We start from the raw sequence: 21,771 nt of genomic DNA on the forward strand, positions 1-21,771 counted from the left end.
TGCTGAAAGGTTAAAAAGCCTGGAGTCGCGCTCCCGGATGCGGCGTTGCCTTATCCGGGCTACGTGTCCGCAACGTTTGTAGCCCGGGTAAGCGTGAGCGCACCCGGGACATTCCCGGATGCGCGTAACGCCTGGCCGGGCGACGAGGCGTAACAAACGTCAGGCTTTTTGCGCCACGCCTGCGGTCTGCGGAACGTGACGGTATTTAAACAGCGCCATAAAGGCGATGCCCAGCACCACCGAGTAACCGGCGAAAATCAGCCAGACCGTTTTCCAGTCGGTTGCGCCCGCTACGGTGTACATTTCCACCACTTTGCCGCTCACCATACCGCCGAGGATACAGCCGAAGCCGTTGGTCATCATCAGCAGCATACCCTGTGCGCTCGCGCGGATTGCCGGGTTAACCTCTTTCTCCACGAACACCGAACCAGAGATGTTAAAGAAGTCGAAGGCGCAGCCATAAACGATCATCGACAGCACCAGCAGCACGGTGCCGAACGGCGTCGGGTCGCCGTAGGCGAACAGACCGAAGCGCAGCATCCAGGCGACGATACTCATCAGCATCACGTTCTTGATGCCATAGCGGCCCAGGAAGAACGGAATCGCCAGAATAAAGACCGTCTCGGAAATCTGTGAAATCGACATCAGCACCGATGCGTGCGTCACGATAAAGCTATCGGCAAACAGCGGGTTAGCGTCAAAGCTGTGCAGGAAGGTGTTGCCGAACATATTGGTGATTTGCAGTTCGGCGCCTAACAGCATGGAGAAAATAAAGAAGATCGCCATGCGTTTGTTTTTGAACAGCGCGAAGGCGTTCAGGCCCAGCATCTCAACCCAGGTCTGGTTCTGCTGCTTGTTGCCCACCGGAATATGCGGCAGCGTCAGGGAGAAGACGCTCAGCACCAGCGAGAGCGCTGCGCCGATATAAAGCTGCATATGGCTCAGTTCGAAGCCGGAGAAGCTCACCGCCCACATTGCCAGAATAAAGCCGATGGTGCCCCAGATACGGATCGGCGGGAAGTCGGAAACAATATCATAACCGGCATTCTGCAGACGGTAGTAGGAGATGGTATTGACCAGCCCCAGGGTTGGCATATAGGCCAGCGAGTTCAACAGAATGACGAGGAACATCGAACCGGGGGTGGTCACGCCTGCTGCGATAAATAGCGTAATTGCGCCAACCAAATGGCAGAGGGCATAAACCCATTTGGCGCTCAGCCACTTATCGGCAACGATCCCCAGCAGGGCAGGCATCACGACAGACGCAATCCCCAGCGAGCTGTACACCGCGCCAATTTCCGCCCCCTGGAACTTCAGGGTCACGAACATATAAGAGCCGAGCGTTGTCAGCCAGCTCCCCCACAGGCAGAACTGCAGGAAGATAATCACTTTAAGCTGCAGCTTAAGATTCATGTTAATTTCCTCACCAAAGGAGATTGAGATATGTTGGAAAAGGCACAATGGCTATTGTTATGTGGTGGGATTCTATCATCGACCGCGGGGTGAATTTGTTACATCCGACATATAAATGCAAACTTCATCTGGTTGCAGTCGAATATAGTGATATTCATCACACTTATGAGCCACTGAAAAGATGCTGCTAAAGGGAATACTTATTGCCCCTTCGCCACAGGCGCGAAGAGGCAATACGTCAGCGTAGTTAATTTCGACGATAGGTTTTTTGCGCCGTGTCCACTTTATAGAGATAACGTCGCGATTCCGCCGACGGATGACGGGAGGTCAGCGTCTGGTAAACATCCCCCGGCGACATGGTGTTAATCACGTTCGCCGCCTGCACCTTATCGCTTGAGAAGACGCGAAGCACGCTTCCCGCGCCGCCGTTATAGGCGGTGATCACCGCATAACGCCGCGATGTCGGGTTAGTGATGCCGGAGAGGTAAACGTTATTCAGCATCGCCAGGTAAGCGGTGCCGGTGTCGATATTACTTTGCGGGTCGAACAGATAGCTGCGGCTCGGCATGCCCGATTTACCCTGGGCGCGGAACACATCACGACCGGCGCTATGCTGCACCACCTGCATCAGCCCCAGCGCGTCGGAACGACTGACTGCATAAGGGTTGAATGACGATTCCGTCTGCATAATCGCCAGAATCAGCGACTCGTCAACGCCATAGCGGCGGGAGGCCTGACGCACCATCGACATATATTTATGCGCACGCTTATCCAGGTGGTTTGGCACCAGGTTAATCTTCACGCTGTAGATAATTTTCAGGCCGTTAGTGCGGCTTTTCATCTGCGTTTGCAGCAGATAGTCGGCGAAACGCGCCGCGCGCCACTCCCAACGGATAGGCTCGCCGGTGTTGTCCACCACCTGGCCGTAAAGGAACGGCTGTTTTGAGATTTGGATATCGTCGGCGTCGGAGTAAAGGTCGATCGAGCCCGGATCGTCGCCCATCAGCAGCGTTTTGATAATCGCCTTGCGCAGATGGGTCGCCGGGTCAGTACCGGCAATGGTTTCGACGGTAATGGAACCTTCGTCGAAGTTGATGTGGCTACGGGTCTGATACTGGTCGGTATATTTAACGTAATCTTTTGGCCCGGCGATCAGTACCTCTTTAAACCCCCATAAATTCTCAATGTTATGGGCGAACTGGCCCATCAGGATATCAAAACCGTTGGTGTCCTTAACCCAGGCTTCGTTATAGGCGTCGCCCTTTTTTTGCGAGCTGGAACAAGAAATAAGCAACGGCGCAATCATGGCAAGCGCTAAAAATTTTTTCATCATTCCGGGAGTGTGTTGTTGGTTTAGTGATCGGCCTTTACATCAGGCCGCAGGCGGGCAAAAACCTGCGGCCAGGCGCTTATTTTTTATCTTCCGGCGTATAGCCTTCGATGTGCACATCTTTACCTTCGAACAGGAAGTTGACCATCTCTTCCTCAAGCAACTTGCGATGCTCGACGTTCATCATATTGAGCTTCTTCTCGTTAATCAGCATGGTCTGCTTTTGCTGCCACTGCGCCCACGCCTCTTTCGAGATCTCGTTATAGATGCGCTTACCCAGTTCGCCCGGATAGAGCTGGAAGTCTTGTCCTTCCGCTTCGCGTTGCAGGAAAGTACAGAAAATAGTTCGGCTCATAAATAGTCCTCTATGCCCGGCGCGATGCTACTGCGTCACGCCGACGCGTAATTGTTGTAACAGGCGCTCCACGGGAGCCGCCAGGCCCACAGACGGCGGCTGCGCTAAGTTATACCAAAGAGCCGCACCGTCATCCATGCATGAACCCACGGAGGACACAGTAAGCCACATTGGCACAATATCCAGATGGAAATGGCTGAAAGTGTGGCGAAACGCGACAAGCTGGCTGAGATTATCGGCCCTAATCTGCCGTTCCGCCAGCCAGAGGCGTAACGCGTCTTCATCGGCAAACTGTGGAAAGCAGAACAGCCCGCCCCACAGGCCAACCGGCGGACGCTGCTGTAAGAAAACCTTGTCCTCGTGCTGCATCAAAAGGAACCAGGCGGTGCGCTCCGGCAGCGTCTGCTTCGGTTTTTTGCCCGGATACTGCGCCCATGAGTGATGCGCCGTGGCGATACAGCCGTTCTGCAACGGGCAGAGATCGCACTTCGGTTTCGAGCGGGTGCAGACCATCGCGCCCAGGTCCATCATGGCCTGGTTAAAGCGCTCCACGCCCTGGGCGGGCGTGACGGCTTCGGCGAGCTGCCACAGCCGTTTCTCCACCTCTTTCTTACCCGGCCAGCCTTCCACGGCATAGCAGCGCGCCAGCACCCGCTTCACGTTGCCGTCCAGAATGGGAAAATGCTGACCGAGCGATAACGACAGAATAGCGCCCGCCGTCGAGCGGCCAACGCCCGGCAGGGCGGCGACCTCGTCGAACGTCTGCGGAAAGATGCCGCCGTGCCGCTCCGCCACCTGCTGCGCCGCTTTGTGTAAATTGCGCGCGCGGGCATAGTAGCCAAGCCCGGTCCACAGATGCAGCACTTCGTCCAGCGGCGCGCGCGCCAGATCGTTTACCGTGGGGAAACGCGCCATAAAGCGCTCAAAATAGGGGATAACCGTGGCAACCTGCGTCTGTTGCAACATCACCTCGGACAGCCATACTTTGTAAGGCGTTTTTTCGATTTGCCAGGGCAGGGTTTTGCGCCCGTATTTATCGTACCAGTCCAGCACCTGGGCTGAAAATTGTGACGCTTGCATGCTCACCAACGTTGCATTAACAGAGGGGCTGATTGCAGCACAGCGCCCCTAATGTGTAAACCGGAACTTTCCGGTGCTTGCATACTGTATCTAACTTTGGATAATGCCCGTTTCCTGAACACTCTCAAAAGCAGACTTATTATGAATAACGACGTCATTTCACCGGAATTTGATGAGAACGGTCGCCCGCTGCGCCGCATCCGTAGCTTTGTCCGCCGTCAGGGCCGCCTTACCAAAGGGCAGCAGCACGCGCTGGATAATTACTGGCCGGTGATGGGCGTTGAGTTTACTGAGCAGCCGCTGGATTTCACCGCGCTGTTTGGCAACGGCGCGCCGGTAACCCTGGAGATTGGTTTCGGTATGGGGGCGTCGCTGGTGGAGATGGCGAAAACCCGCCCCGAGCAGAACTTTCTGGGGATTGAGGTGCACTCTCCCGGCGTTGGCGCCTGCCTCGCCTCCGCCCACGAAGAGGGGGTGGAAAACCTGCGGGTAATGTGCCACGACGCGGTGGAAGTGCTGCATAAGATGATCCCGGATAACTCGCTTAACATGGTGCAACTCTTTTTCCCCGACCCGTGGCACAAAGCGCGTCATAATAAACGTCGTATCGTTCAGGTGCCGTTTGCCGAGCTGGTCAAAAGCAAGCTTAAGCTGGGCGGGGTGTTCCATATGGCGACCGACTGGGAAGCCTATGCGCAGCACATGCTGGAAGTGATGTCATCTATCGACGGTTACCAGAACCAGTCGCCGACGCAGGACTATGTGCCGCGCCCGGCTTCGCGTCCGGTCACTAAATTTGAACAGCGTGGCCATCGTCTTGGCCACGGTGTATGGGACTTAATGTTCGAGAGGGTAAAATAATGGCTAAAAACCGTAGTCGTCGTCTGCGTAAAAAGATGCACATCGACGAGTTTCAGGAGATTGGTTTTTCCGTTACGTGGCGTTTCCCGGAAGGCACCAGCGAAGAGCAGATCGATAAAGTGGTGGACGATTTCATCAGCGAGGCCGTTGAGCCTACCGGGCTGATTTTCGGCGGCAGCGGTTACCTGGCATGGGAAGGGCTGGTCTGCAAGCAGGAAGTGGGCCACTGCAACGAAGAAGATCAGGCGCGGGTACGCAAATGGCTTGAAGAACACCAGCTCGAAGAGGTACGCGTCAGCGAACTTTTCGATATTTGGTGGGACTAACAATGACAGGGTCGGCAAATGCCGGCCCGTTTTGTCTTTACAGGAGTGGTTATGATGCGCAAAACGCTGCTGGCAACGGTGCTGACGGTTACGGCTTTCGCCGCGAATGCGGATTACAAATGTAGCGTTAATCCGCGCGACGATGTGATTCTGAGCCCGCAGACCGTACAGGTGAAAGGTGAAAACGGCAACCTGGTCATGACGCCGGACGGCAATGTCATGTACAACGGCAAACAATATTCACTGAGCGCGGCCCAGCGCGAGCAGGCGAAGGATTATCAGGCGGAGCTGCGCAGCGCGCTCCCCTGGATCGATAACGGCGCGCGCAGCCGGGTAGAAAAAGCGCGCGTGGCGCTGGATCAGATCATCGTCAAAGAGGTCGGCGACAGCAGCAACATGCGCGGCCGCCTGACGAAGCTGGACGCGCAGCTTAAAGATCAGATGAACAAAATTATCGAGCATCGTAGCGACGGGCTCACCTTTCACTATAAAGCGGTGGATGAAGTGCGGGCAAACGGCCAGCAGCTGGTGAACCAGGCGATGGGCGGCATTTTGCAGGACAGCATTAACGAAATGGGCGCGAAGGCGGTGCTTAAAGGCGGCGGCAACCCGCTGCAGGGCGTGCTGGGCAGCCTGGGCGGTTTGCAGACCGCTATCCAGAACGAATGGAAAAACCAGGAGGCGGATTTCCAGCAGTTCGGCAAAGATGTCTGCAGCCGGGTCGTTTCGCTGGAAGAGAGCCGCAAGGCGCTGATTGGCGGGTTGAAGTAGGGCTCTCACCCCTTACCCCTCACCCTAACCCTCTCCCCAAAGGGGAGAGGGGACCGACTGCGCAGGCTGGAACTGCCGGTTTTCTCCCTCTCCCTTTCAGGGAGAGGGCCGGGGTGAGGGTAAAAGCACCTGCAGCGTTGCGAAAACTTTCTCCAGTACGGCTTCCTCGCTTGCCCACACCTCATTATTCCAGAAGCGTAATACCACCCAGCCTTTTTGCGCCAGCCATGCAGTTCTTTGCTTGTCATACTCCTGATGCTCCTGATGCTGACCACCATCAAGTTCTATTGCAAGACGTGCTTCACAGCAGGCGAAATCCAGAATGTAATGGCCTACGGGATGTTGTCGGCGAAACTTATAGAGCCTGAATCGGCGGCTTCGTAATAAATACCACAGCCGTCTCTCTTGCGGCGTTAACCCACGCCTGAGTTGTTTTGCATGCGATCGTAAAATATCCATCTGCACACCTTGCCAGAATCATTGCCTTTCACCACTTCCTCTCCCTTATTCTGGAACCCGCCTTCCAGAGAATTGTCATATCCCCTGCAAGGTAATTAACGGAGCGCATTAAAAGGGATTTTTATGATGAAACGAAACTGGGCGGCGATGTCGGCTTTACTTTTGCTGACGGGCAGCGTGCTGGCGGACGCCAATACCCCCACCGATGAGGTGCTGAAAAAGCAGTTTAGCGAGGCGCATGAAGGCATGATGCGGCTTGAAAGCATCAACCTGCGTCAACTGGATGCGCGGGGAAATCAGGCCACCTACGCCGCCGAAGGGGACATTTCCGCCGCGGACGATCTCTACGCAACGGTCGGGATGGCTGGAAAATATCAGTTTATGGAGAAAACCTGGACTAAAGGCCGTCCGGTAAAATTTTCCGCAATGGTCACGGCGACGGGCACGAAAGATTCAGGCTGGACCACCGAATTTTTCTCCATGCAGATGGCGGCCAAACCCTATGGCTACCCGAAGCCGGATATTAACGATCGGCAAAAATACCTGGTCATCAACGACAGCGATTTCTCCTCCCGGCTGGCTAAAATCGAAGCTGACTGGGCCGCGCAGAAAAAAGAGCTGGATCAGTCCTTCAAGAAACAGCAGCAGCTTCAACAGGAGATAGGCGCGCTGGATGCGAAAATGGCCGCCTCCTGGGGGAAGGATAAAAAAGGTAAGCGCCTGACCCGCCACGACGTTCTGCATCAGCTGCTGGCGGAGCTACAGGAGGTGGGGCGGCAGAACGACCCGCTGCGTTTTGAACGCCATTACGATAAAACCGTCTATGACCCTGCGCTGGCGGAATGCCAGAAAAAGCCGGACTGTGACGCGATGCCATTGCGTAATGCCCGCAACGCGGCGCTGGAAAAACAGCGTCAGGATTACAAGCTTAAGTTCCAGCTTAAGCGCGAAGAGGTGACGAAAACCATGGACGCTTACGATAAAAAGCTGGAGCCCCTGCGCAAAAAACGCGCCGCGCTGCAAAACAAGTTGTTTGAGCTTGATATCAGCAGCGCCAAAATGAGCAAGGATTATTCGGACTGGAGTCGGGATATTGCCGACCTGCGCCGCAAAGGGGTAATCAAATAAGACCGGCCCGCAGATGGCGGGCCGGGGACTATTCCGCCAGAAACAGTTCCAGCAGGGAGTTCAGAAACAGCTTGCCGTGCTCGGTAATCTGCCAGTGCGTCTTGCTTTCGGTGAGATACCCCTGCGCCAGCGCCTCGTCAATCTGCGGGCGAATGACCGCTTCACTCAGGCCGGTAAAGCGTGCGAAGTCAGCACGCGGCGCCGGTTCCAGCAGGCGAAAACGGTTCATAAAGAACTCAAACGGCTTATCCTGCGCCTCAACATCGTGCTGGCGCTCAAGGTAACGCCCCTGCATATAGCCGCGCGGATGGCGCGTTTTGGCGGTGCGTAAAATACGCCCGTCCGGGAAGGTCACTTTGCCGTGCGCGCCGCAGCCGATACCCAGATAGTCGCCGAAACGCCAGTAGTTCAGGTTATGCTGGCACTGATAGCCCGGTTTCGCGTAGGCCGACGTTTCATACTGCTGATAGCCGGCGGCGGTCAGCAACTGATGGCCGCGTTCGAAAATATCCCACAGCGCGTCGTCGTCGGGCAACACCGGCGGGCGGGAGCCGAACAGGGTATTAGGCTCTATGGTCAACTGATACCAGGAAAGATGCGGCGGATTGAGTTCTATCGCCTGACGTAAATCGTCCAGCGCCTCTTCCAGTGACTGGTCCGGCAGGCCGTGCATCAAATCAAGGTTAAAACTGCGTAGGCCAAGGCCGGTCGCCAGCCGCGCCGCGCGCTTTGCCTCAGCCGGACCATGAATGCGCCCCAGCCGCTGGAGCTTCTGTTCGCTAAAGCTTTGTACGCCAATAGAGATGCGGTTTACCCCCGCGCGCTGATAATCGACAAAGCGATCCGCCTCGACCGTGCCGGGGTTAGCTTCCATGGTAATTTCCGCATCCGCCGCCAGACTCAGCCTTGCGCGCACGCCGTCCAGCAGCGTTTGCATTGCAGGCCCTGAGAGCAGGCTTGGCGTACCGCCGCCAATAAAAATGGTCTTCACTTCGCGCCCCTGCGCGTAAGGGACGTCGGCGTCCAGATCGGCCAGCAGATGCGCCACATAATCATCGTGCGGCACTTCGCCCTTAAGCGCGTGGGAATTAAAATCGCAGTAGGGGCACTTCTGCACGCACCACGGGATATGAATATAAAGACTCAGCGGCGGCAAATTAGCCATTGCGTAATGCTTCCAGTAACAGTTTGAGCGCCTGTCCACGGTGGGAGATAGCGCTTTTCTCTTCGCGGGTCAGCTCGGCGGCGGTTTTGCCCTCCGTCGGCACGAAGAAAATGGGATCGTAGCCAAACCCGCCCTGACCGGCAGGCGCGCGGGTGATGACGCCAGGCCAGCTACCGTGGCAGACCAGCGGAGTGGGATCTGCCGCGTGGCGCAGATAGACCAGCACGCAGTGGAATTGAGCCTGGCGCTTATCGTCCGGCACCGCTTCTAACGTCGTCAGCAGCTTTTGCAGGTTTGCTTCATCCGTGGCATCTACCCCGGAATAGCGGGCGGAGTAAATACCCGGCGCGCCGCCCAGTGCATCCACCGCCAGGCCGGAATCATCGGCAATGGCGGGCAGGCCGGTAACCTGAGCCGCATGGCGCGCTTTCAGAATGGCGTTTTCGATAAAGGTCAGACCGGTCTCTTCGGCGGAATCCACCCCCAGCTCGGTTTGCGCGACCACATCCAGGCCGAAATCATTTAATAGCGAGGCCAGCTCGCGCACTTTACCGGGGTTGCCGGTAGCGAGAACAACTTTTTGCATAATCAATCCTGGTCAATCAGGGCCGCAAGGGCCGAAGGGATCTGTTGCGGATGCGTAATTTTGACGTGTTTATGGCGGCCAAGGTCGCCTTTTTCAATCTGCACCTGGTTTTTCGCCACCCGAAACTGTTTGGCGAGAAACTTCACCAGGTGCGCGTTGGCCTGGCCATCCACCGGCGGAGCGGTAATGGCGACTTTCAGTTCGTCGCCATGTAAACCCACAATGCTGTCCCGGCTGGCCTTGGGCTGAATATACAGCCGCAGCACCAGCCCGTCTTCGCAGGTGGTGACTGCGCTCATGCCCAGTTCCAGATGTAGGCCAGCGGCACCATGGTATTGGCGAGAAACTCCATGACGCCCATGTTGATGACGTACATCAGCAATACCAGGATCATCGGAGAAAAGTCGATGCCGCCCATTGAAGGCAGCAGGCGACGAATCGGGCGCAGCAGCGGTTCGGTCAGCTGCAGCAGCACAAATTCAACCGGGCTGCGTCCCTGGCTGACCCAACTCATGATCGCCATCAGCAGCAGTACCCAGAAAATCAGCGAGCCGAGGGTTTTGATAACCACCAGCACTGCGCCCAGCACAATCAGCAGGCCGTCTACAGAGACAAACGGGTTTAAAAACACTTTCACCACGCACAGCAGCAGCGCCACCAGCAGCGAGGCGCTGTCAATCGGCCCCATCGCGGGAATGATCCGGCGCAGCGGGCCGACAATCGGCTGGGTGGCCTTAACGATAAACTGAGAGAAGGGGTTATAGAAATCACAGCGCGCCCACTGCATCCAGATACGCAGCAGCAGTACCATTGTGTAGGCCTGGATAATCAGTGAAAGGAGAGTGGACAACGTATTCATGGCGTTCCTCAGAGTTCCTTAGTTTTAGTGTAATCACGCGCGCCAAAAATGGCCGTTCCGATGCGCACCATGGTGCTGCCTGCCGCAATCGCGGCGGCCATATCGTCCGTCATTCCCAGCGATAGCGTATCGACGCCGGGGTAACGGGCTTTAAGCGCGTCAAATGCTACCGCCATTTGCCGGGCGACGGCAAACTGCCGTTGATAGTCGCTTTCCGGGGCGGGGATCGCCATCAGCCCGCGTAAACGCAGGCCGGGTAACGTTGCCACCTGGTCGGCCAGCGCGTCCAGTTCCGAAAGCGGAATGCCGGACTTACTGGTCTCGTCGCTGATATTAACCTGAATAAGTACGTTGAGCGGCGGCATTTCTGCCGGGCGCTGTTCGCTAAGACGGCTGGCGATTTTGAGCCTGTCCACGGTATGGCACCAGTCAAAATGTTCAGCGACCAGGCGGCTTTTATTGGACTGTAGCGGCCCGATAAAGTGCCACTCCAGGCCAGCGACGCCGCTTTCCCGGAAGTGAAGAATCTTATCGACCCCCTCCTGAACATAGTTTTCGCCAAACGCCCGCTGACCCGCTGCAATGGCCTCTGCGAGGGCGCTCGCAGGTTTAGTTTTGCTCACTCCAAGCAGCGTAACTTCTTCTGGAGCGCGGCCGCAGGACGATGCGGCGGCTGAGATTTTATCCCTGACCTGTGCCAGGTTATGCGCAATATCGTTCATGTTTCCAGGATGGCTATATGGATATGGAAAAAATAGTGGAGCTTAGTGTAAAGCATAACGTCTCGGATCTACACCTGTGCAATTCCCGCCCGCCGCGCTGGCGAAGGAACGGCAGGCTGGAGGCCGCCCCTTTTGCCGCCCCGGATATCCATGCGCTGCTGGCAAAGCACTTAACGGCGGCGCAGCGGCGACAGTGGCAGAGAAGCGGGCAGACGGACTTTGCGCTCGGTACACAGCGCCAGCGGTTGCGGGCGAGCGTCTTTTCACACCATCATGGCGTGTCGCTGGCGTTGCGTCTGCTGCCGGATACCTGCCCGACCCTGGACGAACTGGGCGTTCCCGCTGCGCTGCACGCACTGCTGGCGCGGGATAACGGCCTGATTCTGGTGACGGGGGCTACCGGCAGCGGCAAGTCCACCACCCTTGCCGCGATGGTAGAGCACCTGAATCATCAGCTTGACGGGCATATCCTGACGCTGGAAGACCCGGTGGAGTTTATCCATACCAGCGAGCGCTGTCTGATCCAGCAGCGGGAAATCGGCCCCCACTGCTGCTCGTTCGCGGCAGGGCTGAAAGCGGCGCTGCGGGAAGACCCGGACGTTATTCTGCTTGGCGAACTGCGCGACAGCGAAACGATTCGTCTGGCGCTGACGGCGGCGGAAACCGGCCATCTGGTGCTGGCTACGCTGCACACCCGCGGCGCGGCGCAGGCCGTCGAGCGGCTGGTGGATACCTTTCCCGCGCAGGAGAAAGACCCGGTGCGCAGCCAGCTTGCCGGGAGCCTGCAGGCGGTGCTGGCGCAAAGGCTGGAGGCAGATAAACAGGGCGGGCGCGTGGCGCTGTTTGAACTGCTGGTCAATACGCCTGCGGTGGCGAACCTTATCCGGGAGGGCAAAACGCACCAGCTGCCCGGCGTGATGCAGACCGGGCAGCAGGCGGGGATGCAGACCTTCGCCCAAAGCCGCCAGCAGCGCGAGGCGCAGGGGCGACTTTAGCCGACGTTCAGGGAGTAGACCGCAGGCAGGGCGCCCGCCGTGGCGACAATCTCCAGGCGTACGCTGCGCGCTTCGGCTGGCGCGGGCAGCCGGTGTTCGCACACCGAATGATGGTTGTTATGTACTTCGGCAATCAGCGAGTCATCCACCCACAGCCGGTAGTGGGTGATGCAGTGTGGCGAAACGGAGAGGACATGGCCCATCTGCACCGTCTCCATTGCGTTATCGAAGTCGTTGTCCTGCACCAGTGTCAGCGAGGCGATGGTTTTGGCTTTATCCCACTGCCAGCGCAGCTCCGGCGCGCGATCGTCGGCGGCGGGCACCCAGGCGTTGGTCTGCTGTTCAGGGCGCAGGCGGCCATTCAGGACATTACCGGCCTGATAGCAGGCCAGCGGCTGGCTGAAACGCAGCGCGGGCAGCACCTGGTGCGGTCGACGGCGGGGTAGCCAGAAATCAAATTCATCCACGCCGTAGTCGCCGTCGGCCACCTGGCGGGTATGCTTCGCCACCCTCGCGTTCAGGCTGTTAAACACCGTCATAATGCCCGGCAGGGCGGCATCGGTGAGCGCGATCTCAATCTCTGCGTCGGCATCAAAGGCGAGGAAAACATACTGCTCACGATCGCTTTGCCAGGCGAAACGCAGGCTGTACTCCTCTTCCGACGCGACCTGAAGCGTACAGGCGTCGTACTGATAATCCGGGGTAAAGTTGCCCGAGCGGGCGCTGCCAAGCAGCGAGACCGTTAAAGACCGGGGCGCGCTGGCGCGCAGGCGGACGCTGATTTCAGGCAGTTTTTCCCCGGTTTTGACCGGCAGCAGCAGGGCCATGCGTTCGCCGAGGGAGTGCCATTGCCCATTATGAGCAAGCGCGTGAAGGGCGTATTCGCTGCTGGCGGTGACCGTCGCACCCTGCGCCGGGTCCTGTAACCACTGGCGCGGGATATAACACCCGCGCTGCTGTAAACGCTGCTGCAACAGGCCAACATGCTCCCGCTGCGCCAGCTCACGCGGCATCAGTTTTTCCGTCCGGCACAGCGCTGCCGCCCGGCCCACCACTTCCCCCAGCAGGCCGCAGGTGCACATTACGCGGGCGCTGCCGAAGGCGACATGGGAGGCGGAGATAAGCCTGCCGGTAAGGAACAGGTTGTCCAGCGAGCGGCTGTAGAGGGTGCGCAGGGGAATGGTATAGGTGCCTTTACTGTGAAACTGGCGGCAGCCGTCGTGCGTGCTGTAGACGCCGTCGGCGGGGTGCAAATCGATAGACCAGCCGCCATAGCCCACGGCGTCGTAATGGTCATGCTGCTTAATAATGTCATGCTGGCAGAGGATATACTCGCCCATAAAACGGCGGCTTTCGCGCTTGCCGGGAATGACGCCGACCCACTCAATGGTCATGTTTGCAGCTTCCGGGAAAGCGCCGGAATTTTTTATGTGATCCCATACTCCCCAGACAATTTTCCACAGCTCCCACTTAATCTCTTCGCTTTGATGCACGGTATCCAGACGCCCGCCCCATTCCAGCCACCATAAATCACAGCCGTTAAGGGTAGAGGTGAGCCGTTTATAGCGCGGGATGGCGGTAATATCTTTCAGGGCGAAAGAGGGGGGAACGAAGTTAACCGGCCCGGCGGTCTGTTTGGTGTAAAAGTAGATAGAGTGGCCGAGTTTGTGACCGAAATTGTCGCCGGGGGCCATCTTTTCGCCCAGCTCTTCCACCTCTTCGGCCCCTTCGCGGTACTCCGCCCCGGCCAGAAAGCCCAGCACGCCGTCGCCGGTAGCGTCGCAGAACTGATCGGCGGTCACGCTGTAAAAGGTTTCGTTAATGGCGTTAAAGGCGCTGACGCCGGTGATGCGCTGCCCCTCTTTTTGCAGGTCGTAGACGGTAGTATTAAGCAGCAGTGTCAGCCCCGGCTGGCTTTTCGCCATATCCAGCAGCACCAGATCGAACATGACCGGGTTACCCTCTTTGTTGCGCCAGAGGTTCTCTTCGAGGATCTCGCCCATAATGCCCCCCTCGCGCGCCCAGCGGTTGTTATTCCCCATATGCGAGGTCGCGCCGTTGGCCCACAGGCGCACTTCGCTGGAGGCGTTGCCGCCCAGCACGGGCCTGTCCTGAATGAGCACCACCTGCAGACCGTCGCGGGCGGCGGCGAGGGCGGCACACAGGCCAGCCAGCCCGCCGCCCGCTACCACCAGGTCGGCATGGAGCGTTTGTTGCGGAAAGGTTCTGGACTCGGTCTGCGGATAGATGTTCATACCTTGTATCCTTTTTTACTGACGGTAAAATCGACGGTTCGTCATCTGAGAAATGAAACCTTATGTCCTCACAACCGAACCAAAGCCTGATTGATGGTATTCGCTGCCTGCAATATCTGGTCTCCAGCGGCCGCGCTATCGGCTGCCGCGAACTGGCGCGACTTATGGGTATTAACACCACCCGCGTAAACCGGTTGCTGATGACGATGGCGTCTATCGGCCTGACCATGCAGGACGAGCAGCGGCGTTACCTGCCCGGCCCCGGTATTCATGCGTTGGCGGCACAGGCTATCCGCGGTTCGGCGCTCTTCTCCCAGGCGCTGCCCCTCCTTGAACGCTACGCCCCTAAAGATATTGTGGTCGCTGTGGGCGTACTCTGGGAGGATCAGGTGATTTATATCTATCACTCCGAGCCGGGTAGCCAGATGAGCCAGGCGCTGGCCGGGTTTCATATGCTCCCCGCGTGGCAGTCCGTTATCGGTATGGCGCTGCTGGCGGCGGAGAGCGACGAAGCGCTGCAAAAACGCTTTAGCAGCGAGCAGTGGCAGCTGCTGGCACCCCATGTGGCGCAGCAGCGCGCGCTGGGGCGCGTGGTCTGGCATCATGACGACGGCGAAGTCTCGATGGCCAGGCCGCTGGGCGCCCACTCCGCTGCGCTGGCCTTCGCCGGCATGTGGCAGGCAGACGACGACGTTATCGATAATCGCCTGAGCGAACTCCACACCCTGGCCCGACAGCTCACGCAGAAGCCTGATTAACAGACGGCTACTGTTTCTTTTATAGAAACATTCGTTGAAATGCAAAAAGCGCGCCTCTGAAGTGTGAGAGCGATCGATGGATTGCGTACAAGAGGTGATTTTCCCGGGTGCGGCTTACGCCTTACCCGGGCTACAAGTGGTGCTGCGGGGTGGTTTCGTAGCCCGGATAAGCTTGCGCATCCGGGATTTTCCCGGGTGCGGCTTACGCCTTACCCGGGCTACAAGTGGTGCAACGGGGTGGTTTCGTAGCCCGGATAAGCTTGCGCATCCGGGATTTTCCCGGGTGCGGCTTACGCCTTACCCGGGCTACAAAGGGGACGGGCTCGACTCAAAGGTGCTGTTCGAAATAGCTTTCGAGAATAATCACCGCCGAAGCGGAATCGACGCTGCCCTTGTTCAGGGCGCGAAAACCGCCGCGTTCAAACAGCCCGGCGCGGGCCTCAACGGTGCTAAGCCGCTCATCATGCAGAATAATTTTCACCCCAAAGCGGCCATGAATCTTATTGGCGAAGTTACGCGCTCTGGCGGTCAGGGGCTGCTCGGTGCCGTCCATATTGAGCGGCAGGCCGACCAGCACCGCTTCTGGCTGCCACTCTTTCAACAGCTTTTCGATAAGCTTCCAGTCGGGGGTGCCGTCCTGCGCTCTCAGGGCGGTAAGCGGGCGGGCCGTGCCGGTAATGCGCTGCCCGATAGCCACGCCGATGCTTTTGGTGCCGAAATCAAACGCCAGTAATGTTCCGCTCATCAGGCATGTCCCGCCACGCCGGGCATGGTGGAGATATCAATGCCGATAAGCTTCGCCGCTTCCCGCCAGCGATCGGCAATGGGCGTTTTAAACAGGATGTTGAGATCTGCCGGGGCGGTAAGCCAGGCGTTATCCAGAATTTCCTGCTCCAGCTGGCCTTTTTCCCACGAGGCATACCCCAGCGCTACCAGTACGTCCGAAGGCTGGTTGGCGGTGCCCAGCGTCTCCAGCACGTCGCGGGAGGTGGTGATCACCGTGTTATCGGAGACGCGAATACTGGAAGAGAAACAGGCGGGCGGGGTATGCAAAATAAAGCCGCGATCTTCCGCCAGCGGGCCGCCAAGCAGCACCGGTTTATCCAGACGGATCGCCGGGTCCCGCTCTTCCGGCTGGATTTTCAGCTTCTCAAGAACACTTTCAACTTTCAGGTTTTCCAGCGGCTTATTGACAATCAGCCCCATCGCGCCTTCGTCGTTGTATTCGCAGATATAAACCACGGACCGCCGGAAAAGAGGATCCTGGAGAGCAGGCATGGCAATTAGAAAGTGATGCTGTAAATTCATTGTCAGAGGTTCTGTTTCCTGGTTCAAAAAGCAGCAGCTTTAGAGTGTGTTGTGGTTAAACGCCAGCGGCGATCGTGCGCAAAGAGTGGTCACAATCTAGTATGCGGGGAAAGCTGCACGCTGTCACTAGCCAGTCTTAAGAGGCCAAAAGCCCATATCCGGTATTCCCGGGTGCGCTTATGCTTACCCGGGCTATGCCGTTCCTGCCGCTGTAGCCCGGATAAGGCGGCGACGCCGCATCCGGGAGCATCAGCCTTTCAGGCGTTTTTCGATCGCATCCATCAGCATCCCGGTGATCGAGACCGGGAATTCGGCTTCAATTTCGCGGATACAGGTCGGGCTGGTGACGTTCACTTCGGTCAGGCGGTCGCCAATGATATCCAGGCCAACAAAAATCAGCCCTTTCGCTTTCAGCATCGGGCCGACCCGACGGGCGATTTCCCAGTCGCTCTCGGTGAGCGGGCGCGGTTCGCCGCGGCCGCCTGCCGCCAGGTTACCGCGGGTTTCGCCGCCCTGCGGAATACGCGCCAGGCAGTAAGGCACCGGTTCGCCATCCACCACCAGCACGCGCTTATCGCCGTCGACAATCGCCGGGATATAGTTTTGCGCCATGCAGTAACGGGTGCCGTGCTCGGTCAGGGTTTCGGCAATAACGCCGAGGTTCGGATCGCCTTCCTTGACGCGGAAAATCGACGCGCCGCCCATGCCGTCCAGCGGTTTTAAAATAATGTCGCCATGCTTCTGCCAGAAGGCTTTCAGCTGCGCTTTACTGCGGGTCACCAGCGTCTCCGGCGTCAGGTCGGAGAACCATGCGGTGTAGAGCTTCTCGTTGCAGTCGCGCAGGCTCTGCGGCTTGTTGACGATTAGCGTGCCTTTTTCTTCCGCACGTTCAAGGATATAGGTGCAGTAGATGTATTCGGTGTCGAAAGGCGGATCTTTACGCATCAGGATAACGTCGAGCTCAGCCAGCGGCAGATCCTGCTCGGAGCCAAACTCGTACCATTTATCGTAATTCTGCTCGACGTTAACGATACGGGTACGCGCGCGCGCTTCACCGTTGATGAGGTAGAGATCGCTCATCTCCATATAGTGAAGCTGATAGCCGCGACGCTGCGCTTCGAGCAGCATGGCGAAGCTGGAGTCTTTTTTGATATTAATCTGCGCGATGGGGTCCATCACGATGCCGAGCTTAATCATTATGCTTCTCCGTTTAACCCAGATCGCCGAAACGTACCTGCAGGGCGGTGATGGCGGTCAGGGCTGTTGTCTCTGTGCGCAATACGCGTGGGCCCAACAGAATATCAGTAAACTGGTAGCGTGCGGTCATGGCGATTTCGTCGGCGGTGAGGCCGCCTTCGGGGCCAATTAACAGACGCACGCGCTCCACCGGCAGCGGCAGGGTATTGATGCTCTGGCTGGCGCGAGGGTGAAGATTAAGCTTAAGACCGATCTCTTCTTCTGCACACCACTTTTCCAGATCCATCGCCGGACGAATCTCCGGCACCCGGTTACGGCCGCACTGCTCGCAGGCGGCGATGGCTATTTTCTGCCACTGATGGAGCTTCTTGTTCAGGCGTTCAGCATCCAGTTTAACGCCGCAGCGCTCAGAAAAAAGTGGCGTAATGAGGCTTACCCCCAGTTCGATCGATTTCTGGATAGTGAATTCCATTTTTTCGCCGCGCGACATCACCTGGCCCAGGTGAATATGCAGCGGCGACTCGCGGTCATCGACTTCGCCACGCAGCACTTTTACTACCACGCTTTTCTTATCCGCGCGGGTGATTTCCGCGTCAAAGAGCTGGTTTGAGCCATCAAAAAGCTGAATCGCCTGGCCCTGGCCCATCCGCAGCACGCGGCCAACGTGGTTGGCGGCATCGTCGGAAAGAGCGATTTCGGCCCCGGCGGTAATCGCTTCGGGGTGATAAATACGAGGAACGCGCATTGTAGTAATTCCATGAATTAGGCGGCCTGTACCCGTCAGGTTTGCCGCCTTAATTAACAATTGCCGCTAGTGTAGGTTAGCCCTTTCGCGCGGCGCAAGTGCGTTGCACATACGGGTTGTGGTTACCCTGGACGTTGGCGATGCGGGTATCGCGGGTGCACTCCCAGTCGGTTACCGGGTAGAGCTTATCCCAGGCGGTGAAAAGCTGCGTCTGCTGGCGCGAAAGGGAGAGGTGGTACTGGTCGCGCATATAGAAGTAGATGCGGGCGATTGCGCCGCGCGCCCGGGCGGGCGGTTCGGCGAGTTTCGCTTTGAAATCGACCTTCATTTCACACTTGCCGTACTGGCCTTCGCCGCCGTTCCACTGGCTGTACATAAAGTTGCCCCGGTCGCCGTTGACTTCGCCTACGGCCGGTTGCAGGTTGTGCATGTCGCTTTCCATCTGGCGATATTGCGGGTCCTTAGCGCAGTTTTTACGTCCGCCGTTCTGCCAGCACTGCCGCTGGTGGCCGAACTGCCAGGCCGGAACAACGTGTTCCCACTCGATACGGCTGGCGCGGTTTTCATTTTTACGCACCTGATAGCCGCATGACGCCAGATCCACAACGCCCTTTTTGCCCTGCCACTGAATTTTACAGCCGCAGTAAAAATCGCCCGGCGCGTCGGCATTGACCTTCACGCCTGCGGCCTTCGCCTGGGAAAAACTATGAATGCCGTCAGCAAACGCCGGTAGGGCGGCCATAACGAGGAAAAAGGGGATAACGCGTAACATTGAGAACTCCCTGTCTGGTGGAGTGCGCAACGTAGCGGATGCGATTGTCAGATGCAATCAGTTGGCGCGAAAAACGTTTTTAATGGTTCCTGTAATTAGCCTTCGGCAACCAGCGTCTCACCGCAGTGCACGCAGCGATAGGTGGTCTCGCCGCGCACTACGCGATTATGGCGGCGCACGGTTAACTGATGCTGCTGACACTTGCAGCGGTAGGGAAAAGTGTTGCGCCGCACCGACTCCAGCTCAAACTGATGGGTGCGGCGTGCGGGCACCCCAAGCACGCTTTCCATCATCCATTTCCACTCTTTGCCGTGGGGCGGGACGCGGCCAAAGTGCTTCCACACCAGCAGGTGCGCCAGTTCGTGCGGCACCACCTCGTCAATAAATGCCTGCTGGTTTTCCATCAGCAGCACCGGGTTGAGGCGGATCTCGTAGCTGGCGAGCCAGGCGGTGCCCGCTGCGGTGCCGCGCTGCTGATAAACCAGCTTCGGTTCCGGGTAGCTACGCGCAAGCTTCTGGTTGGCCAGGGTAAGTTTTTCCCGCAGGCTGCGCATAACGGCCTGCTGAATGGCGATGGGGAGACGGGGCGTTTTCATAACCGCAGAGGATAGGGCGGGCGGGGAGCGAGCGCAAGAGAAAGCCTCGCCGCAGCGGGCGAGGCGGCGGCGTTACAGCGACTGCAGGAACGCCAGTAGATCGTTGTTGAGCTGATCCTGATGGGTTACGGCGAAACCGTGCGGCGCGTTGTCGTACACTTTGAGCTGTGCGCCCTGAATCAGTTCGGCGGCCACTTTACCGGTGGATTCGAAGGGCACAATCTGGTCGTTGCTGCCGTGGATCACCAGCGTTGGTACATCCACCTTCGCCAGATCCGGGCGGAAATCGGTCTCGGAGAAGGCGGTAACGCAGTCAATCGTCCCTTTCAGCGAGGCGAGCAGCGCGATGTTCAGGGTCTGGGTTAGCACGCCTTCGGAGACGGTTTGCCCGGCGTTAGTGCCATAGAACGGAGCGGCGAAATCGCTGATAAACTGAGCGCGATCTTTACGCAGCCCGTCGCGGATGCCGCTGAAAACGCTCAAATCCACGCCCTGCGGGTAGTCCGCCGCTTTCCCGAAAACAGGCGTCACCGCCCCCAGCAGTACCAGCGCTTTTACCCGCGCGGTGCCATAGCGGCCGATGTAACGCGCCACGTCGCCGCCGCCCATAGAAAAGCCGACCAGCGTGACGTCGTTCAGATCCAGCGCGCTAATCAGGTCATTGATATCTGAGGCGAAGGTATCATAGTTGTACCCTTCCCACGGCTGATCGGAGCGGCCAAAGCCACGGCGGTCAAAAGCGATAACGCGATAGCCGCGTTCGGCCAGGAAGTTGAGCTGGCTGTCCCACATATCGCCATCCAGCGGCCAGCCGTGGCTAAAGAGAACCGGTGTGCCCGCGCCCCAGTCTTTGTAGTAAATCTGCGTGCCATCCTGCGTTTTGATTGTGCTCATAGAAAACTCCTCACGAAATTAGCGTTGGTTGTCAGGTGTTGTGTTTACATGATGGGCGCTATCAGATAGCGCGGTTCCGGAAGATGGCTGCCCCGGTGAAAAGCCTGCACCCGGCTCTGGATGAGCAGGTCGTTAACCGTATGGCGCTCCTGCTGGCGCAGATGCTCAATCCAGGTGCCGACGACAAACGACTCCACAAAAACGCCGGGGCGCTGGATATCCTCATAAACAGACCAGCTCAGCGCGCCGCCGCGCTGGCGCACCCGGCGAATGTCCTGAATGCAGACCACGAAGTCATACACATCGTCGGGGTCGATAACATAGTCATACATCACCATCACCGGGCCGCGCTCAAGGGAGACGTCCAGCGCCTGCACCTTGCTGTTGATGTCGCGCATATCCAGATTGAGGTCGGGATCTTTATTTAACCGCCAGCGCAGCGCGGTCAGGCTGGCCAGCAGCATCCCGACGGTGGCGATGCAGAGGGCGGCGGGAATACCGAAATGGGAGGCAAGCTGCCCCCAGATGGCGCTCCCCAGGGTCATCGCGCCAAAAAAGACGGTGAGATAGACCGCCAGCGCCCGCGCTTTAACCCATTTCGCCGCGCTGCGCTGGGCACCCATATTGAGCGTAGAGAGCACCGCTATCCAGGCAAAGCCGGTAAGAAATTCAAAGGCGTTAAGCAGCCAGAAATGGCGGATAAACGCCAGCGCCAGCATCGAGATGGCAAACAGAACGCTGTTGATCGCCATCAGCCCGTCCGCATCGAAGCGCTTACGCAGACGCGGCAGCACCACCGCGCCGCAAATAGCGCCCAGCCCGATGCAGGCCAGCATGATGCCGTAGCCGCCAGGGCCGAGGCCCAGTTCACGGCGGGCAACCAGCGGTAGCAGCGCCCAACCCGCGCTGGCGAAGGTGAAGAACGCCACGGTGCGCACCAGCACGTTGCGCAAAACCGGCGCGGCGTGCACATAGCGCAGCCCGGCCCGCACGGCGGCGAAAAAATGCTCCGGCGGCAGGCGCTGGACAGTCGGTTCAGCCTTCCAGCGCCAGAGCACCCACGCTACCCCCAGCACCGACAGCGCGTTCAGAGCGAATACCACCCAGGGGCCAGCCAGCGAAAGCACCAGCCCACCCAGCGCCGGGCCGATGGCGCGGCTGATATTAATTCCCAGCGAGTTGAGCGCCACGGCGGG

At 58.2% G+C, this 21,771-nt stretch carries 25 protein-coding genes; 6 read left to right on the forward strand and 19 right to left on the reverse strand.

Going from position 1 to position 21,771, the window contains the following annotated elements:
- Nucleotides 1-159: 159 nt before the first annotated feature.
- The 4 genes from ENTHG_RS12025 to mutY all read right to left on the reverse strand — a co-directional run bounded on the left by ENTHG_RS12025 (nt 160) and on the right by mutY (nt 4,178).
- Entirely contained in the window at nt 160-1,413 is a 1,254-nt protein-coding gene (locus ENTHG_RS12025) for a nucleoside permease (protein WP_044179980.1), read from the reverse strand.
- A 247-nt stretch (nt 1,414-1,660) separates the two neighbouring features.
- A complete protein-coding gene (mltC, locus tag ENTHG_RS12030; RefSeq protein WP_071825869.1) occupies nt 1,661-2,743 on the reverse strand; it encodes a membrane-bound lytic murein transglycosylase MltC in 1,083 nt (360 codons plus the stop codon).
- 79 nt (nt 2,744-2,822) lie between these two features.
- The gene (locus ENTHG_RS12035; protein WP_044179984.1) at nt 2,823-3,098 is read right to left on the reverse strand and encodes an oxidative damage protection protein; all 276 of its coding nucleotides are present in this window, start codon (nt 3,096-3,098) and stop codon (nt 2,823-2,825) included.
- Nucleotides 3,099-3,125: 27 nt separating this feature from the next.
- Nucleotides 3,126-4,178, reverse strand: coding sequence for an A/G-specific adenine glycosylase (gene mutY / locus ENTHG_RS12040; protein WP_187371648.1), 1,053 nt, complete (start codon nt 4,176-4,178; stop codon nt 3,126-3,128).
- Nucleotides 4,179-4,319: 141 nt separating this feature from the next.
- Between mutY and trmB the strand changes: the two genes are divergently transcribed.
- Genes trmB through ENTHG_RS12055 form a run of 3 tightly spaced genes read left to right on the forward strand, consistent with a single transcriptional unit; the run spans nt 4,320 to nt 6,136 of the window.
- Entirely contained in the window at nt 4,320-5,039 is a 720-nt protein-coding gene (trmB, locus tag ENTHG_RS12045) for a tRNA (guanosine(46)-N7)-methyltransferase TrmB (protein ID WP_044179988.1), read from the forward strand.
- Nucleotides 5,039-5,365, forward strand: coding sequence for a YggL family protein (locus tag ENTHG_RS12050; protein ID WP_044179990.1), 327 nt, complete (start codon nt 5,039-5,041; stop codon nt 5,363-5,365). Before trmB ends, ENTHG_RS12050 begins: the two co-directional genes overlap by 1 nt.
- A gap of 51 nt (nt 5,366-5,416) precedes the next feature.
- Nucleotides 5,417-6,136 carry a YggN family protein gene (locus tag ENTHG_RS12055; RefSeq protein ID WP_044179992.1) on the forward strand — a complete coding sequence of 240 codons (720 nt, stop codon included), beginning with the start codon at nt 5,417-5,419 and terminating at the stop codon, nt 6,134-6,136.
- Between the two features lie 96 nt (nt 6,137-6,232).
- Here the strand turns inward: ENTHG_RS12055 and ENTHG_RS24265 are convergent, their stop codons facing one another.
- Nucleotides 6,233-6,595: an endonuclease domain-containing protein gene (locus ENTHG_RS24265; RefSeq protein ID WP_071825870.1), complete on the reverse strand. Its 363-nt coding sequence runs from the start codon at nt 6,593-6,595 to the stop codon at nt 6,233-6,235.
- 123 nt (nt 6,596-6,718) lie between these two features.
- Between ENTHG_RS24265 and ENTHG_RS12060 the strand changes: the two genes are divergently transcribed.
- Nucleotides 6,719-7,723, forward strand: coding sequence for a DUF1202 family protein (locus tag ENTHG_RS12060; protein WP_052332707.1), 1,005 nt, complete (start codon nt 6,719-6,721; stop codon nt 7,721-7,723).
- A 28-nt stretch (nt 7,724-7,751) separates the two neighbouring features.
- On the opposite strand, the gene hemW is transcribed toward ENTHG_RS12060, so the two are convergent.
- Genes hemW through ENTHG_RS12085 form a run of 5 tightly spaced genes read right to left on the reverse strand, consistent with a single transcriptional unit; the run spans nt 7,752 to nt 11,055 of the window.
- The gene (gene hemW, locus ENTHG_RS12065) at nt 7,752-8,888 is read right to left on the reverse strand and encodes a radical SAM family heme chaperone HemW (protein WP_044179994.1); all 1,137 of its coding nucleotides are present in this window, start codon (nt 8,886-8,888) and stop codon (nt 7,752-7,754) included.
- Complete coding sequence (locus ENTHG_RS12070; RefSeq protein WP_044179996.1) at nt 8,881-9,474, reverse strand: XTP/dITP diphosphatase; 594 nt, start codon at nt 9,472-9,474, stop codon at nt 8,881-8,883. The genes hemW and ENTHG_RS12070 overlap by 8 nt, the downstream gene beginning before the upstream one ends.
- A 2-nt stretch (nt 9,475-9,476) precedes the next feature.
- Entirely contained in the window at nt 9,477-9,773 is a 297-nt protein-coding gene (gene yggU, locus ENTHG_RS12075) for a DUF167 family protein YggU (RefSeq protein ID WP_044179998.1), read from the reverse strand.
- Nucleotides 9,770-10,333, reverse strand: a complete 564-nt coding sequence (locus ENTHG_RS12080; protein WP_044180000.1) for a YggT family protein — start codon at nt 10,331-10,333, stop codon at nt 9,770-9,772. The genes yggU and ENTHG_RS12080 overlap by 4 nt, the downstream gene beginning before the upstream one ends.
- Nucleotides 10,334-10,341: 8 nt before the next feature.
- Nucleotides 10,342-11,055, reverse strand: coding sequence for a YggS family pyridoxal phosphate-dependent enzyme (locus tag ENTHG_RS12085; RefSeq protein ID WP_044180002.1), 714 nt, complete (start codon nt 11,053-11,055; stop codon nt 10,342-10,344).
- Nucleotides 11,056-11,072: 17 nt separating this feature from the next.
- Here ENTHG_RS12085 and ENTHG_RS12090 point away from each other — a divergent pair, with 17 nt between their 5' ends.
- Nucleotides 11,073-12,050: a type IV pilus twitching motility protein PilT gene (locus tag ENTHG_RS12090; protein WP_044180004.1), complete on the forward strand. Its 978-nt coding sequence runs from the start codon at nt 11,073-11,075 to the stop codon at nt 12,048-12,050.
- On the opposite strand, the gene ENTHG_RS12095 is transcribed toward ENTHG_RS12090, so the two are convergent.
- On the reverse strand, nt 12,047-14,305 hold the full coding sequence (locus tag ENTHG_RS12095) for an FAD-dependent oxidoreductase (RefSeq protein WP_044180006.1): 2,259 nt from the start codon (nt 14,303-14,305) through the stop codon (nt 12,047-12,049). The two genes, ENTHG_RS12090 and ENTHG_RS12095, sit on opposite strands and share 4 nt — an antisense overlap.
- A 62-nt stretch (nt 14,306-14,367) precedes the next feature.
- Between ENTHG_RS12095 and ENTHG_RS12100 the strand changes: the two genes are divergently transcribed.
- Nucleotides 14,368-15,063 (forward strand): IclR family transcriptional regulator domain-containing protein, encoded by a 696-nt coding sequence (locus ENTHG_RS12100; RefSeq protein WP_044180008.1) that lies wholly within the window; start codon nt 14,368-14,370, stop codon nt 15,061-15,063.
- 328 nt (nt 15,064-15,391) lie between these two features.
- Here ENTHG_RS12100 and ruvX read toward each other — a convergent pair whose 3' ends face one another.
- From ruvX to ENTHG_RS12140, 8 genes are all read right to left on the reverse strand, one after another.
- On the reverse strand, nt 15,392-15,808 hold the full coding sequence (gene ruvX, locus ENTHG_RS12105; protein WP_044180010.1) for a Holliday junction resolvase RuvX: 417 nt from the start codon (nt 15,806-15,808) through the stop codon (nt 15,392-15,394).
- Nucleotides 15,808-16,371: a YqgE/AlgH family protein gene (locus ENTHG_RS12110; protein WP_044180012.1), complete on the reverse strand. Its 564-nt coding sequence runs from the start codon at nt 16,369-16,371 to the stop codon at nt 15,808-15,810. The genes ruvX and ENTHG_RS12110 overlap by 1 nt, the downstream gene beginning before the upstream one ends.
- A gap of 249 nt (nt 16,372-16,620) precedes the next feature.
- Nucleotides 16,621-17,568, reverse strand: a complete 948-nt coding sequence (gene gshB / locus ENTHG_RS12115; protein WP_044180013.1) for a glutathione synthase — start codon at nt 17,566-17,568, stop codon at nt 16,621-16,623.
- A gap of 13 nt (nt 17,569-17,581) precedes the next feature.
- Entirely contained in the window at nt 17,582-18,313 is a 732-nt protein-coding gene (rsmE, locus tag ENTHG_RS12120; protein ID WP_044180014.1) for a 16S rRNA (uracil(1498)-N(3))-methyltransferase, read from the reverse strand.
- 76 nt (nt 18,314-18,389) lie between these two features.
- Entirely contained in the window at nt 18,390-19,085 is a 696-nt protein-coding gene (endA, locus tag ENTHG_RS12125) for a deoxyribonuclease I (protein ID WP_044180016.1), read from the reverse strand.
- 95 nt (nt 19,086-19,180) lie between these two features.
- Nucleotides 19,181-19,681 (reverse strand): SprT family zinc-dependent metalloprotease, encoded by a 501-nt coding sequence (locus ENTHG_RS12130; RefSeq protein ID WP_044180018.1) that lies wholly within the window; start codon nt 19,679-19,681, stop codon nt 19,181-19,183.
- Between the two features lie 72 nt (nt 19,682-19,753).
- The gene (locus tag ENTHG_RS12135; RefSeq protein ID WP_044180020.1) at nt 19,754-20,575 is read right to left on the reverse strand and encodes an alpha/beta fold hydrolase; all 822 of its coding nucleotides are present in this window, start codon (nt 20,573-20,575) and stop codon (nt 19,754-19,756) included.
- 44 nt (nt 20,576-20,619) lie between these two features.
- On the reverse strand, nt 20,620-21,771 hold a 1,152-nt coding region (locus tag ENTHG_RS12140; RefSeq protein WP_044180023.1), incomplete at its 5' end, for an MFS transporter.

This window comes from Phytobacter massiliensis JC163 (assembly GCF_000321045.1).
GTDB classification, from domain to species: domain Bacteria; phylum Pseudomonadota; class Gammaproteobacteria; order Enterobacterales; family Enterobacteriaceae; genus Phytobacter_A; species Phytobacter_A massiliensis.